The following is a 14,154-nucleotide window of genomic DNA, read 5'->3' as shown; positions in this document are numbered from 1 at the left end:
GGACGTGACCCGAGCTGACAACCCACATGATCACCTCAAAGGCTTGGGCGCGCGTCGGCCGATGGACCCACCTCCACCGCGACCTTGGAACCAGGACATCAGGCCGGGACGACGCGGCCCGGACTCAGAACGAGCGGGCGGCCCCAGCCTCACCCCGGCCCCGGCGCTCACCGAACCTCCCCACTCGCTTGCAGACTTGATCAAGTGATGCGAGGAGCAGCCCTGGTCGTTTCCAAGAATCGTCATCACTCCGACGGGGCGAAGGTTCGCTGATGCGGCACTAGTAGTGCTTGGTCAGGTCGGTTGTGGTGGTGCGTGTCTTCCGGGCTTGGTGTGGCGTTGGGAGTGTGTGACTCCGGACGAGATTGCTGTGGTGCGCGGTGAGTTGGAGGCGTTCGCGGCGGAGGTGTTCGAGCCGTTTGCGCGCAAGGACCAGCGCCGGTGGGGGCAGGTCTACCTGCGGGGATTGCTGACCGACGGGCGACGCAAGTCGCGGACGCCGGATACGGCGACGCCGCGGCTTTCCGGCACGGGCTGCGGGACCGCGGCCTGAAGTACGTGGTGGGGATCTCCACCACCATGTCGGGACAGGCCGCCGACGCGGTCCCGGTGTGTGAGCCGTACTCGGGCAACGGGCGTCCGCCGGTGCCGAAGTACCCCGACCCTGCCCGGTCGGTGAAAGAGCTGGTCATCGCGGCCGGCCGGAAGGCCGCACGGCCGGTGCAGTGGAGGGAGGGCTCCAGGCCGGGCACCGGCCGCTCCGGCCGGAAGCGGATGTACTCCCGTTTCGTGGCCCTGCGGATCCGGCCCGCCGGACGCGAGATCCGGCAGGCCACGGACAGCCCGGAACTGCCCGTGCGCCGGCTGCTGGCCGAATGGCCCGCAAGCGAGAGCGAGCCGGTCCAGTTCTGGCTGTCAGACCTGCCCGAGGACACCCCGCTGACCACGCTGGTCCGGCTGGCAAAGCTCCGCTGGAGGATCGAGCACGACTACCGGGAAATGAAGGAGGCCCTGGGCCTGGCCCACTTCGAGGGCCGGACCTGGGGCGGCTGGCACCACCACGTCACCCTCGTCTCCGTCGCGCATGCCTTCTGCACCCTGCAGCGACTGGCCCGAGACCCAGAACACCCGGCGCCGGCCTGAGCCTCTACCAAGTCGTCCGCGAACTGCAGACACTCCTCGCAACCTGGACCGGCGCCTGCCCCACCTGCAACCGCGACATACCCACCCGCACACCGACCTGACCAAGCACTACTAGCCGGCTTGGGCGCGTTCGCACCGGTCGGCGAGGTCGGCGCAACTCGCTGCGGCAGCCTGGACCGGGCCGTGCGGCGAGGGGATGTCCATGCTCTCGGAGGGGGCCACGGTGGTGCGGTCGGGGTCCGATGCGAGTGGGTCCAAGGCTCGTACGAGCGCGGTCAGGGTCGCGTCGAGGCGATTGATGTGCAGCAGCAGGCGATGCTCCGGCGACGGCCAGTTGCGGCTCACGCGTTGCTCCTCCGAGAGCAGGGACAGTGCCCTGACGACCGTGGCGCGTGCCGTATGTGAGGCGCTTTCGGGTCGGTGGCCGGTGACGCGGATCAGGTGGGTCACGGTCTCGTGCGCGCGGTCGGCCGCAGCTGTGAGACGGGCGGCGCACTCCGGGACGTGGCCCGCCGGGAGACGTTCGGCCGTGGCGGCCAGGCTCCGCGCGTGATACGCGCCGGCCTCAAGGAGTTCCAGCAGGTGGCGGGCGTGGTGACGGCGGCGGCGCTGCGGATTGAGCGGATGGGTGAGAGGCAGGCAGGCCTTGCGGAAGGATTCCAGTGCCTGGTCGAGGTCGTGTGCCGCGCGGACCCGGCTCGTCGGGGTTTTCGTGTCCGTGCTTCCTGCCGCGACGGCTCGCAGGAGGCGGTCGAGGACTTGCAGGAAGCCGACCAGTTCCTCGTCGCTGGCCCGGCGGACCGTGGTGGGAAGGACGAGGACGGCGGCAAGGATCCCGCAGGACACTCCCAGTGCGGTCTCCTGGACGCGCAGGAGCAGCACGTGTGTCGAGAAGGTGTCCATCAGCGCGAGCAGCATGCCGAGCGTGCCGGTGATGAAGAACGTCACGGCCCAGTAGGCCTGTGACGGGGTGTAGAACGTCCCGAACATGCACAGCAGGAGCAGGAGCAGGAGGACGGGGCCGTCTCCGCCGACCAGGGCAGCGAGGCCGTAGCCGAACACCACGCCGAGGACAGTGCCCGCCAGCCGCCGGAGGCTCTGCAGCAGTACCTCGCCGGTGCTCTCGTTCTTGATGAAGACGACCCATGAGGCCGCGACGGCCCAGTACCACAAATGCGGCGACAGGAGATGGCCGCCTCCGATGGCGAGGGCCGAGGCAGCCGTCACCTGAAACGCCTGACGGGTGGCTCCCCGCTTCAGGCTTTCGGTGTCTGTGTCCTTGCGCGGCAGCGCCCCGAAGGTGGGTGAGGCGGGCTTGCGTGGAGGTGTCCGGCGTCCTGCCGGGCGGTCGCGTGGGCCGAGAACCCGCAGGGCTTCGGTAAGTTCGTCGACCGCGGGGAAGCAGTCCAGCACGAGTGCGGAGCCGGTCGGCTGGTTCGCCGGGCCGCCTTCGTACCCCTCTGCGCACCGCTCGGCTGCGCAAGTAGTTCCCCCGGTGGGCTGGTGCCGGAGAGCCCGGATCCGCCGGGCGAGCCGCTGTCGCGCCGTCCGTCCCGCCAGGTCATTGCGTGCGGCCGGGGTGCGGACCGCGCGGACCGTCAGTACGGCCAGGCGCTGCGCGGCCACCTCCACCCGGCTGAGGTGCGGCAGCAGAGCCTCGGTGTCCTCGTCGACGGCGCGCTCGTCGAGAAAGTCCTCGATCAGCAGCACGGACGCGTGCAGTGTGTCGAGGCGGTCTTGCAACGAGCGGCTCCGGGTGTCGACGTCCTGCCCGGTGGCGACCATCGCAGCCGTGTCCCGGAGGACATCGTGCAGACGCACGTCGAATGCGTGCCGCAGCCGCCTCAAAGCTCGGGACGCCGTGATGGGGCCCACGCAGTACCACACGGCCGTGACGGCCCCGGACGCAACCAGTACCGATGCCCCGAGGTCCGGAAGGCGGTCTGCCCGGGCCTGGGTGAATTGAGACAGCAGGAAGGCCATGAAACCGAAGATCCCCAAGCCCAGCCCTCGCGGGCCGAACCGGCGGGCCTGAACGGCAAGGTAGATCACCACCAGGAAGACCAGCTTGGCTGCTGTCGGGTACGGCGTCAGCGCGGCTCCGGCGGCCAGAGACGCGAGGGAGAGCGGAGCACCGAGTCCGAGCGTGATGAGCTGGTTGCGCGGGTGCAGGTCGCTAACGGCCAGGGAAGTCGTCATCGCGGTGAAGCCGCCGACCACTAGCGCCGTCTCGGGCGCTCGCAGCGCTGTCAGCACGGCAAGGGTCGCGGCAGTACCGAGCACGGCGCGCATCGCGGAGGTCAGACGCACGAGCCCAGGGTCGAAGGCCGCGAACCGGTCCCACAACGATGTCGTTGTCCTTGCCACCATGGGGATCTCCGTAGGTCCTTTCGCGTGTGCACAGCCGTGCGGGAGCCTTCGGGTGCTGACCGGGCCACCGCCCGCGTCACCAGTCTCGGCATGCGGGGTTCCGTCCGGTATGCGTCGGGTGACTGCTTTCGGAGGTTCTGCAGCACGTGGGCGTTCCTTGCCGGCGTCGGCGACCGCGCAGCGCTGACAGGCCTGCACCCGTCGACGATGGCTTCCGGGCTCAAGGGGCTACGCCGGACTTGGGGCGGACAGCCGCCAGGCGCCCAGAAGCTCACGCGACATTCGGCGCATCTCGACACAGCCGTCATCGAGCCGCAGGTTTCCGTGCGCCGCGCGTTCGCTCGGGTCGTTTGCCCGCTCAAGAGCAGCCTCATGGGCCTGCTCCGGACCGGCCATGCCGTCGACGACGTAGAAGTGGCGTACGAGCCGACCGCATGGAGTGCGAAACCCGAGTCCGACCAGCCACGAGCGTTCAGTAACCATGACAGCGCCTTCCGGTCGAGATGTGCGGTTTCCGCGATTTCCGTCTGTGATGGCACGACGCCACCGGCGACGCACGATCGTGCCTGCCCGCCGACCCGGAAAGGCGCGACCGTGCTCGCTTCACGATTCTGGTCGGACGAACAGCCGGGGGTATGCGTCACGTGACTGCATCGGTGCTGGTCGGCCACCGGATGGGGCGTTTGCGCCTGCCGGCCGGTTGTCCTGCCGTGGCGATCCCGAGGCCGACGGTGCGGAGACGTACGGTTCGAGGTGTGCGGAGGTCTGCACTCGCCTCGCCACGATGTCCGCGCGGCGCGCGACTCCGCGGGCGAAACCAGGACTCCGGGAGAACTCCGTGGATGCCATGGCCGGAATATCCCGGACGACGACTGCCTGTCGCCGACAGACTGCGCTCGGACGTGCTTCTGACCGGCTTCGAGGCCGCTCCCGCAGGCGTTGCCGCGGTTCTCCCACGCTAGTATCTGGGGTATCTCAATTCCTGGAGCATCCGTGGAAAACGATGGAAAGGCTCGTGGGGACCAGCGCTCGACGCGGAATTCCGGTCTGACGCTGGTCGGCCGGGAAACCGAGACCGCAGAAATAGTCCGGCGGGTCGGCGCCGATCGGTCCCACAGCGACGTGTTGATCCTCACGGGTGACCCCGGTGCCGGAAAGAGCACACTCCTCGGCATCGCGGCCGATCGCGCACGGAGTGCGGGTGGCCGGGTGCTGCGAGCGGTGGGGAGCGAATCCGAGGCCCACCTAGGATTCGCGGGCCTTCATCAGATGCTCCGCCCGGTACTCGGTGCCGCGGAGGGCCTGCCGTCGCGGCAGCGCTCCGCGCTCCGCGCCGTCCTGGGGCTCGACGAGTGTGCCGAGGCCCCCGATACGATGATCGTGGGTCTGGCGGTTCTGACCTTGTTGTCGGACCTGGCGGAAACCGCCCCGCTGCTGGTCGTGGTCGACGACGCCCAGTGGACCGACCGCGGATCCCTGGACGTGCTCTCCTTCGTGGCGCGGCGCATGGACAGCGAGCCCGTCACGCTGCTGCTCGGAGTCCGCACCGCGGCCGTACTGCCCGGCTTCGACAAGGGGTACGAGCGCCTCGAACTCGGTCCGCTGGACGGTGCTGCCGCCAACCGGCTGCTCGACCGGCAGCCCACACCGCCCACCGGTCGAACCCGCGTGCGGATCCTTGAAGAGGCGGCCGGCAACCCGCTGGCCCTGGTGGAACTCGCCCACGCCACCGCGGTCCGCAACCCCGAGGGCCGCAGCGTGGAGGGCCCGCTGCCGGTCACCGACCGGCTGGAGCGGATCTTCGCAGGGCACGCGGCCGACCTGCCGGAACCGACCCGCCGCATCCTGCTGCTGCTCGCGGCCGCCGACGCGGCGGACGCGCAGGCGGCAGCCGTGGGACTGCCCGAGGCGGACGACAAGGCATGGGAGCCAGCGGACCGGGCCGGTCTCGTACGCCAGGACGGAACCAGGATCGTCTTCCGTCACCCGCTCGTCCGCGCCGCCGTCTACCATGCCGCGCCCTTCGTGGAACGCCGCCAGGCACACCTGGCTCTCGCGGAACTGCTGCGCAAGGAGCCCGACCGCCGCGCCTGGCATCTGGCCGCCGCTACCGTACGCCCCGACCAGGACGTATCGGCCGCCTTGCAGCAGACGGCCGACCGTGCCCGGCGCCGGGGTGGCTTTGCGGCCGCCGCCGCGGCCCAGGAGCGCGCCGCGCAACTCAGCCCGCACCGCGAGGACCGGGCGCGCCTGCTCACCGAAGCCGCTGCCAGCGCCGTCTTTACCGGGCAGCTCGGCTGGGTGGAACACCTGGCCGCCGCAGTCCGCGAGTGCACCGACGACCCGGCACTGCGGGGCAAAGCCGCGCTGGCCACCGGCCGGCTCATGTCGCTGGGCCCCCATCACACAGCAGCCTTCGCCCTGCTCATGCGCGTCGCCGACGAGGCAGCGAACACCCGATCGCCCCTCGTGCTCGACGCGCTGGCCGCAGCAGCGGTGGTCCGCTACTACTCGGGCGAGGAGTCCCAGCAGCGACAGATCCAGAGCCTGCTCTCCGGCATGCCCCACGACGCCGCCGGAGCGGCGCTGCACGCCTGGGTCATGGCCGTCTCCGACCCCGGCGGCGCAGGAGCATCCCTCGCACCGTTGCTGCCCGGGCTCATCGCCGAGGCCAAGGGCGACGCCCAGCGCCTGACCGCGCTGGCCATCGTCGCCTGGCTGCTCGATCAGACCACCCTCGCCGCCCAGACCTTCGACAAGGCGCTCGACCAGTGGCAGGCCCACGGCCCGCTCCCGGACGGACTGGGATGCGCGGTCGGCTGGACCCACCTGGAGCAGGGCCGGTGGGCCGAGGCCCGCTCGGTGGCGGCCGACATCGCAGCCATGGCATCGGCCGCCGGACTCGACCACGCCGAGGGGTGTGCCCAGGCACTCGACGCCACGGTGGTCGCCCTGCTCGGCGACGCGGCCGCCGCACGCCGACTCGCCGAGCGAGCCCTGTCTCTGGTCGATCCGCTGGAGAGCCGCTCCGTCGCGGTCTTCGCCCGCCGTGCCCTGGGGCTGGCGGCCGTGGCCGAGGGCGACTACGACACCGCGTACACGCAGTTCCGCTCGGCATTCACCGTCGACGGCGATCCGGTCCACTACCACGTCTCCTACACCGTCCTGGCCGAACTCGCGGCTGCGGCCGTCCGCCGCGGACGGCAGGAGCACGCCGCACAGCTGCTGGAATGGTCGGCGAGGCGCCTCGGTACGGGCATGTCGGCACGGGTGGCCGCACTGATCGACCGGGGCCGCGCCCTGCTGGCGGATCCCGAACACGCGGAGCCGTTCTTCCAGGCCGCGCTCGCACAGTCCGCGGGTGAGCAGTGGCCGTTCGAACGGGCGCAGACCCGGCTCGACTACGGGGAGTGGCTCCGGCGCCGGCGCCGTATCGCCGAGGCCCGTCCGCTGCTGAGCGCCGCTCTGGAAACCTTCCAGCGCCTCGGCGCGCGGCCGTGGGCCGAGCGGGCACAGGCGGAACTGCGCGCCGCCGGTATCGAGGCGACCGACGTCGTGCCCAGTGCCTTCACCGAACTCAGCCCCCAGCAGCAGCAGATCGTCCAGCTGGCTGCCCGCGGCCTGACGAACCGCGAGATCGGTGAAAAACTGTTCCTCTCACCGCGCACGGTCGGCTCCCACCTCTACCGGGTCTTCCCCAAACTGGGCATCACCGCCCGCTCGCAACTCCGCGACGTGCTCGAAGGCACCCTGTCAGATACCGGGGTCCAGGGCTGACAGCCGAATACGCCTCGGATACGCGCTGACGCGCGTGCCGCCTGCCGGGAGTTTCCCGACAGGGCGACGGCCTTCGCTGTGCAGTCGGCTGACAGATACCGCGACCGGATTCCGCGTGACAGATTCATAGCGCGCGACGACGAGAGACCGCATGAGCTCGTCGAATCGCACAAGGGATTCACCCGGGCGCCCTACCCCTGCGCCCGTGCGCCCTTGGGGGGGCGTGAGAGCCGTCCAGCCCTGGCCTGCCTTTCACGCCCCCGAACCTGCGACCGCGACCGTGTCGAGAACTTCGCCCACCGGCGCCGACGAGACGGCACAGAGGACCGGATCGACATACTCGATCCGGTCCTCGACGAACGCCACCGGACACGGAGCCGACACAGCCGACATGGCCGAGTCCGAACCCGGTTATGCGCCCGGTTCCTTCCGGGCGAACCGGGCGGCCGGACCGAGCGGTTCATCAGCGATCAGTGGCGCGCTTGTGTGCCTCGACACCGCCACCACCAGCTGGCTCAAGCGCGGCGGCCAGGGCCGGACCGAGGAACTCGAACGGTACTGCGACCAGCCGCTCCCAGCCCTCCGCAAGAGTTCTTGAGCAAGTAGATCGCTTGCCCATGCGGAAACGGTAGCCAACCTCGGCCCCGACCACGTCGGCGTCGGGCGCAGGACGACATACGGTGTGTCATCTCCGGCGTTCTTCGGCGAGCCACTGGGCGAGGGCTGTGAGGGTGGTTTCGACGCTGATGGTCATGTGGCGTCGGAGCGCGTCCAGGTTGGTGCGGGTGGTGCCCAGCACCGGATCGAGGCGGAGCAGTCGCCAGGACTGCTGGACGACGGTTCCGCGGCCCTGCGGGGTGAGGGTCCATTCCCAGTGCACGATGCCGTTCTCCGCGCCGCCGACGACGAAGCCGAAAGCTGTTCCGGGATCGGCTCGCACGATCTGGGAGCGGCTGGTCCACACCCTGCCGTCCCTGCGGTTGCGGCCGCTGAACCAGGCGCCGGCCCAGGGGCCGGCCTCCGGGTCGAACGCGATGTCGTCGGCGTCGGGGCTCCAGCGGCTGACCGCGGACACCTCGCTGACCAGCTCGTAGACGAGAGCGGGCGCGGCGTCCACCCAAGCGTGCCTGGTGAAGGCGAAGTCGGCCGCGTCCAGGGCCTCGATGGGGTCGTTTGCGGTGGTGGTGGTCAAGGCGTGTTGGGTGCCAAAAGTCCCGCACAGGCGTTGAGCTGGGCGTTCGCCAGACTGTCGTGATCTTCGTCAGGCTGTGTTGCGGTACTCGTGGATGAGTCCGCTGAGGACGTCGTGGCGCTGGGTGTGTTGGGTGGGAAGGGGATGACGTCTGGATCGTCGGCTGGTGCGCGAAGGTGCAGGGCCCGGTGCGGCCTTCCGGAGTTGTAGTGCTCGGCGTATTCGGCGAGGACACGCCGTGCGTGTTGCTCGTTTTAGATCAGCATCCGGTCGGTGCACTCGGCCCGCACGCTGCGGATGAACCTCTCCACGTGGGCGTTCATCCGCGGTGTCTGTGGCGCGCTCTTCAGGATCTCGATGTTGTCGGCGGTGAAGACGGCGTCGAACGCCTGGGTGTAGCGGCTGTCGCGGTCGCGTAGCAGGTAGCGGAAGCGGGCGGCGCGGTCTGCGAGGCTGGCGAGCAGGTTCCTCGAGAGCTGGGTGGCCCAGGCTGCGGTCGGGTGGGCGGTGACGCCGAGGATGTGCACGGTGCGGGTGCCGACCTCCATGACCACGAAGGCGTACAGCCTGGTCAGCGTGGCGGTGTCCACGTGGAAGAAGTCGGCGGCGAGCAGGCCGGAGGCCTGGGCGCGTACGAACTCGCGCCAGGTCGGGGCGCCGCGGCTTCGTCTGGGTGCGGGGCCGAGGCCGGCGCTGCGCAGGATGCGTCGGATGGTGGAGGCGCCGACGCGGTGGCCCAGGCGCCGCAGCTCGCCCTGGATACGGGTTGAGCCCCCAGGTCGGGTTCTCGCGGGCCAGGCGCAGGATCAGGGCGGTGAGTTCCTCGGAGAGCAGCGGGCGGCCGGTCCGTGCGGGCTTCTGCTTCCACTTCCAGCGCAGTAGTCGCCGGTGCCAGGTGAGCAGGGTGCCGGGTGTGAACAGGCGACGTCGGCGCAGCCGGGAGGGTAGGTGCCGGGCGAGGGCGGCCAGCACTGCGCGGTCCGGCCAGGTGAGGAGCGGCCGGACGCCGAGCTGGCGGCGCAGCACCGCGTTCTCGTGGCGCAGCGCGAGCAGCTCGGCGTCCTTGGTCTGCTGCGAGCGGGAGAGCAGCAGGAGCAGTCCGAGGAGTCGGAGGAAGACCAGGTAGAGCATGCGCAGTGCCATGGGGTCCGAGCTTGCCGTGATCGCCCGAAGTCGCAAAGTGCCTGGTCAGATACTGTACGTCACTTCTGGAACCCTACAGGGCGAGGGCGCCCTCGCTCGTCGTGAAACTTGCCGCTGTCGGTCCACCGCTTGCCCGCCTGCGGCAGAGCGCGGTGCAGGATCAGCGCGTTCCCGGCAGCGTCGTCAGGCCAGCTCGATCAGCCCTCTGCGGTGCGCGTCGGCGGGCGGGTTCTTCGCCGGCATGTACTACGCCGGCCTGCGCCCGGAGGTGCCAGAGCGCGACCAGGACCGCGAGCCAGGCGACGCGGCCTGCCGCGCCCAGCCGACGGGAGAGCGCCAGCCCGGACCAGTAGCCCGCGGCGATCAGGACGCACGCTCGCGCTGCTCCGCCTCGACCACCAGCTCGGACCGGACGGAATCGCCGCGCGCTTGATGAGGACATCGAGGACATCGCCCGGTACTTCGCCGCACGTCCCTGAAGTTCATCAGGCGGCCGCGGCGTCGTTGGTGGTGTGCAGCGGTGCCTGAGTGCGGGCGGCGATGTCCTCCACAGTGACGCCGGGTGCCGTCTCGACGAGCGCGAGGCCGTCCTCGGTGATGTCGAGGACGCCGAGGTCGGTGATGATGCGGTGGACGCACCGCTCGCCGGTGAGCGGGAGGGTGCACTCCTTGAGGATCTTCGGGGTGCCGTCCTTGGCGGTGTGTTCCATCAGGACGATGACGCGGCGGGCGCCGTGGACCAGGTCCATGGCACCGCCCATGCCCTTGACCATCTTGCCGGGGATCATCCAGTTGGCCAGGTCGCCGGCGGCGGAGACCTGCATGGCGCCGAGGACGGCGGTGTCGATGTGGCCGCCGCGGATCATGCCGAAGGAGGTCGCCGAGTCGAAGAAGCTCGCGCCGGGAAGGACGGTGACGGTCTCCTTGCCCGCGTTGATCAGGTCGGGGTCGACCTCGTGCTCGCGGGGGTAGGGGCCGGTGCCCAGGATGCCGTTCTCCGAGTGCAGGACCACCTGGACCTCCGGCGGGAGGTGGCCAGGGATCAGGGTGGGCAGGCCGATGCCGAGGTTGACGTAGGAGCCGTCGGTGAGTTCGGCGGCGGCGCGGGCGGCCATCTGCTCGCGGGTCCAGGCCATCAGAGTCGTACCGTCCTCTTCTCGATCTGCTTGTCGCCGGCCTCGGCGGGCGTCAGCTTCACCACCCGCTGGACGAAGATGCCCGGCAGATGGACCTCGTCCGGGCTCAACCGGCCCGGTTCCACGAGCTCTTCGACTTCGGCGATGGTGATGCGTCCGGCCATCGCCGCGAGCGGGTTGAAGTTGGCGGCCGCCTTGCGGAAGACCAGGTTCCCGTGGCGGTCGCCGCGCCATGCCCGCACGAGCGCGAAATCGGTGGTGATCGCCTGCTCCAGGACGTACGTGCGGTCGGCGAAGTCGCGGGTTTCCTTGGGCGGGGAGGCCACGGCGATGGTGCCGTCAGCCGCATACCGCCAGGGCAGTCCGCCGTGGGCGACCTGGGTACCCACGCCGGCGGGGGTGTAGAAGGCGGGGATCCCTGTCCCTCCCGCACGCAGCCGTTCGGCCAGCGTGCCCTGCGGGACCAGCTCCACCTCCAGTTCGCCCGACAGGTACTGTCGGGCGAACTCCTTGTTCTCGCCCACGTAACTGCCCGTCACGCGGGCGATGCGGCCGTCGCCCAGCAGCACCCCCAGGCCCCGGCCGTCCACGCCGCAGTTGTTCGACACGACCTCCAGGCCGGTCGCGCCCTGTTCGTGAAGGGCCTGGATGAGCACGTCGGGGATGCCGCTGAGGCCGAAGCCGCCGACGGCCAGCGACGCGCCATCGGGGATGCCGGCGACCGCCTCCACGGCGCTCGCACAGACCTTGTCCATAGAAGGTCCTTTGGGGGAGAAGGAGAGCGGGGAAAGAAGGGGCGCGGCTGGGGAGTCAGGGCATTGACAGGGCAGCCGCGCCCCGGTTCGAAGGGCGGTCCTGTCAGGCGCCGATCATGTTGAAGCCGCCGTCGGCGTTGAGGTAGACGCCGGTCATGTGGGCGGCGTCGTCGGTGGCGAGGAAGAGGGCGGTGCCGGCGAGTTCGGCGGGGCCGGGGATGCGGCCCATCGGGGTCTTGGCGATCATGTCCTCGCGGCGTCCGGACTTCCAGTCCGCGCGGTTCAGGAGGGTCTCGGTCTCGATGAAGCCGGGCGCGAAGGTGTTGACCCGTACGACCGGTGCGAACGCCTGGGCGTAGGACTTGGTGATGCCGAGGATGCCGTACTTGGCGGCGGCGTACTGCGGTGCTCGCGCGCTGCCTCGGACGATCACGGTGGAGCCGATGTTGACGATCGCGCCGTGGCCCTGCTCCAGCATGCGGGAGCCGAACTCGTGGACGCAGAGCATGGTGCCCTTGACGTCCACGGCGAGGACGTGGTCGATGGACTCCTCGGTGAGGTCGCGCCAGGACATCTGGTCGCCCGCCACGTCGCCGACGTTGTTGACGGCCACGTCGAGGCCGCCGAAGCGGTCGAACACCTCGTCGGCCATGCGGATGACGTCGGCGTGCACGGCGATGTCGGCCTGCACGGTGAACGCCTCGCCGCCGACGTCCTTGATGCGGGCGACGGTCCTGTCGGCTCCTGCGGCGGAGCTGCGGTAGTGGACGGCGACCCGGGCGCCCTCCTGGGCGGCGCGCACGGCGATCTCGGCGCCGTAACCGGTGCCGGCGCCGGTGACCAGGACGCTGCGGTCTTCGAAGCGACGGGGAATGGGGGCGGAGGTGTGCTCAGACATGCGGGTCCCTGTTCAACGATCGGAGGTCGTGGGGGCGGTGAAGCGCTGGCGGATCTCGCCGATGCCCTCGACGCGGCTGACGAGTTCGTCGGCGGCGGTGAGGTAGCGCGGCGGGTTCATGCGGTTGCCGACGCCCGCGGGGGTCCCGGTGAAGATCAGGTCGCCGGGGAACAGGGGCAGTACGGCGGAGAGACGGACGACGAGCTCCGGCACCGGGAAGATCATGGACTTGGTGCGGTCGTGCTGGACGGCCTGGCCGTTGAGCATTCCAGTGATCTCCAGGTCGTCCGGGTCGTCGAACTCGTCCGCGGTGACCAGGACGGGGCCGGTGGGCCCGAAGCCAGGGAAGGACTTGCCGAGGCTGAACTGAGCGGGCTTGCCCTGGAGTTGGGTGACGCGCTCGGAGATGTCCTGGCCGACGGTCAGGCCGGCCACCGCCTCCCAGGCGCGGTCCTGGCTTACCTGGTATGTCTCACGGCCGATGACCGCGACGAGTTCCACCTCCCAGTCCACCTTGCCCGGGGGGAGCGCGACCGTGGTGTACGGGCCGGTGATGCACGCCGGGAACTTCGTGAAGACGAGCGGCTCGTCGGGCGGCGTGAAGCCTGCCTCCGCCGCGTGCGGCGGGTAGTTCAGCGCGACGGCGAACACCTGACGGGGGCGCGGGACCGGGGCACCGAGGGCAGCGGGGTCTACCGCCATGTCATAGGCGTCCCCGGGCAGTTCGGCTGCCCAGTCGCGCACGCGGGGCCAGTCCTCCAGGAGGGCCATCGGGTCGGTGGGCAGGCGTCCCTGTGAGGCGCGTGCGATGTCGGCGGCCCGGTCGCCGTCGACCACGACCGCCCGGCCGTTCAGTACTGCGAGCTTCACCAGTCCACCTTCTGGGGTACGGGGGTGCCGTGCCCCTCCTGCCAGCTGACGATCGGGGTGCGTAGCACGCCGAGCCGTTCGACCTCGGCCTCGACGACGTCGCCCGGCTTGAGGTACATGTCCGGGTCGCCGCTGAAGCCGGCCACGCCCTGGACGGTGCCGGTGGTGATCAGGTCGCCCGCGCTGTATCCCTGCGGGGAGTGGTAGGCGACCAGGTGCGGGATGGACACCGACATCCGGTTGGTGTTCGACTTCTGCCGGACCACGCCGTTGACCCGCAGCTCCATGTCGAGGTTCTGCGCGTCGGGGATCTCGTCGGCGGTGACGATGTACGGGCCGACGGGGCAGAAGGTGTCGATGGCTTTGCAGAAGGAGAAGACGCCGGACTCCATCTCGCGGCGCTGGATGTCGCGGGCGGTGATGTCGTTGAAGACGACGTATCCGGCGATGTGGTCGGGTGCGTCGTCGACCCCGAAGAACTTGCCGGGCTTGCCGATGACGACGGCGATCTCCAGCTCGTAGTCCAGCTCACTGGTGAGGTGCTCGGGGTAGATGACGGGCTCGTCGGGGCCGATGATCGCGTCGACGTTCTGGAAGAAGACGATGCCTTTGTGCATGGGGTGCGACCAGTCGACGTTTTTCGACTCGTCCTCGTGCTCACGGAAGTTGCCGGAGGTGTGGAAGAACTTCTTCGGCACGATCGGGGCGCGCAGCTTCACGTCGTCCAGCCGCAGCCGATCGCCGGTCTCCGCCACCTGGCCGTCGCGCTCGAAGTACTCCCGGGTGCTGCTCACCTCCAGCGGCAGCACCAGCCGCTCTTCCAGTTCAAGCCTTCCGACACGTCCGTCGTCGAAGGTGATCAGCTTCATG

At 70.0% G+C, this 14,154-nt stretch carries 12 protein-coding genes and 1 pseudogene; 4 read left to right on the top strand and 9 right to left on the bottom strand.

Annotated features, from left to right (window positions below; translation table 11 throughout):
- Window positions 1–286 precede the first annotated feature (286 nt).
- Both LQ326_RS39275 and LQ326_RS39270 read left to right on the top strand, forming a co-directional pair.
- Complete coding sequence (locus tag LQ326_RS39275; RefSeq protein WP_434056963.1) at window positions 287–553, top strand: transposase; 267 nt, start codon at window positions 287–289, stop codon at window positions 551–553.
- Window positions 490–1,143: pseudogene (locus LQ326_RS39270) on the top strand (IS701 family transposase); the annotation flags it as partial. The gene LQ326_RS39275 and the pseudogene LQ326_RS39270, both read left to right, overlap by 64 nt.
- Before the next feature lie 111 nt (window positions 1,144–1,254).
- Here the strand turns inward: LQ326_RS39270 and LQ326_RS39265 are convergent.
- Window positions 1,255–3,453: an FUSC family protein gene (locus tag LQ326_RS39265; protein WP_234543863.1), complete on the bottom strand. Its 2,199-nt coding sequence runs from the start codon at window positions 3,451–3,453 to the stop codon at window positions 1,255–1,257.
- A gap of 288 nt (window positions 3,454–3,741) precedes the next feature.
- Window positions 3,742–3,996, bottom strand: coding sequence for a hypothetical protein (locus LQ326_RS39260; RefSeq protein WP_234543862.1), 255 nt, complete (start codon window positions 3,994–3,996; stop codon window positions 3,742–3,744).
- Between the two features lie 510 nt (window positions 3,997–4,506).
- Between LQ326_RS39260 and LQ326_RS39255 the strand changes: the two genes are divergently transcribed.
- Window positions 4,507–7,290: a helix-turn-helix transcriptional regulator gene (locus LQ326_RS39255; RefSeq protein ID WP_234543861.1), complete on the top strand. Its 2,784-nt coding sequence runs from the start codon at window positions 4,507–4,509 to the stop codon at window positions 7,288–7,290.
- A 391-nt stretch (window positions 7,291–7,681) separates the two neighbouring features.
- The gene (locus tag LQ326_RS39250; protein WP_234543860.1) at window positions 7,682–7,888 is read left to right on the top strand and encodes a hypothetical protein; all 207 of its coding nucleotides are present in this window, start codon (window positions 7,682–7,684) and stop codon (window positions 7,886–7,888) included.
- A gap of 87 nt (window positions 7,889–7,975) precedes the next feature.
- Here the strand turns inward: LQ326_RS39250 and LQ326_RS39245 are convergent, their stop codons facing one another.
- The 7 genes from LQ326_RS39245 to LQ326_RS39215 form a co-directional block, all read right to left on the bottom strand.
- The gene (locus LQ326_RS39245; protein ID WP_234543859.1) at window positions 7,976–8,482 is read right to left on the bottom strand and encodes an SRPBCC family protein; all 507 of its coding nucleotides are present in this window, start codon (window positions 8,480–8,482) and stop codon (window positions 7,976–7,978) included.
- A gap of 254 nt (window positions 8,483–8,736) precedes the next feature.
- The gene (locus LQ326_RS39240) at window positions 8,737–9,072 is read right to left on the bottom strand and encodes a hypothetical protein (RefSeq protein ID WP_234543858.1); all 336 of its coding nucleotides are present in this window, start codon (window positions 9,070–9,072) and stop codon (window positions 8,737–8,739) included.
- Between the two features lie 1,038 nt (window positions 9,073–10,110).
- Complete coding sequence (locus LQ326_RS39235; protein WP_234543857.1) at window positions 10,111–10,761, bottom strand: CoA transferase subunit B; 651 nt, start codon at window positions 10,759–10,761, stop codon at window positions 10,111–10,113.
- Window positions 10,761–11,516 carry a CoA transferase subunit A gene (locus tag LQ326_RS39230; protein ID WP_234543856.1) on the bottom strand — a complete coding sequence of 252 codons (756 nt, stop codon included), beginning with the start codon at window positions 11,514–11,516 and terminating at the stop codon, window positions 10,761–10,763. The genes LQ326_RS39235 and LQ326_RS39230 overlap by 1 nt, the downstream gene beginning before the upstream one ends.
- A gap of 103 nt (window positions 11,517–11,619) precedes the next feature.
- Entirely contained in the window at window positions 11,620–12,414 is a 795-nt protein-coding gene (locus LQ326_RS39225) for an SDR family NAD(P)-dependent oxidoreductase (protein WP_234543855.1), read from the bottom strand.
- Window positions 12,415–12,426: 12 nt separating this feature from the next.
- Window positions 12,427–13,284, bottom strand: a complete 858-nt coding sequence (locus LQ326_RS39220; protein WP_234543854.1) for a fumarylacetoacetate hydrolase family protein — start codon at window positions 13,282–13,284, stop codon at window positions 12,427–12,429.
- Window positions 13,281–14,153 carry a fumarylacetoacetate hydrolase family protein gene (locus LQ326_RS39215; protein WP_234543853.1) on the bottom strand — a complete coding sequence of 291 codons (873 nt, stop codon included), beginning with the start codon at window positions 14,151–14,153 and terminating at the stop codon, window positions 13,281–13,283. The genes LQ326_RS39220 and LQ326_RS39215 overlap by 4 nt, the downstream gene beginning before the upstream one ends.
- Window position 14,154: the final 1 nt, after the last annotated feature.

The sequence above is a fragment of the Streptomyces shenzhenensis genome, from assembly GCF_021462265.1.
GTDB classification, from domain to species: Bacteria; Actinomycetota; Actinomycetes; order Streptomycetales; family Streptomycetaceae; genus Streptomyces; species Streptomyces shenzhenensis.
This window is presented reverse-complemented; position numbering and strand designations above follow the sequence as displayed.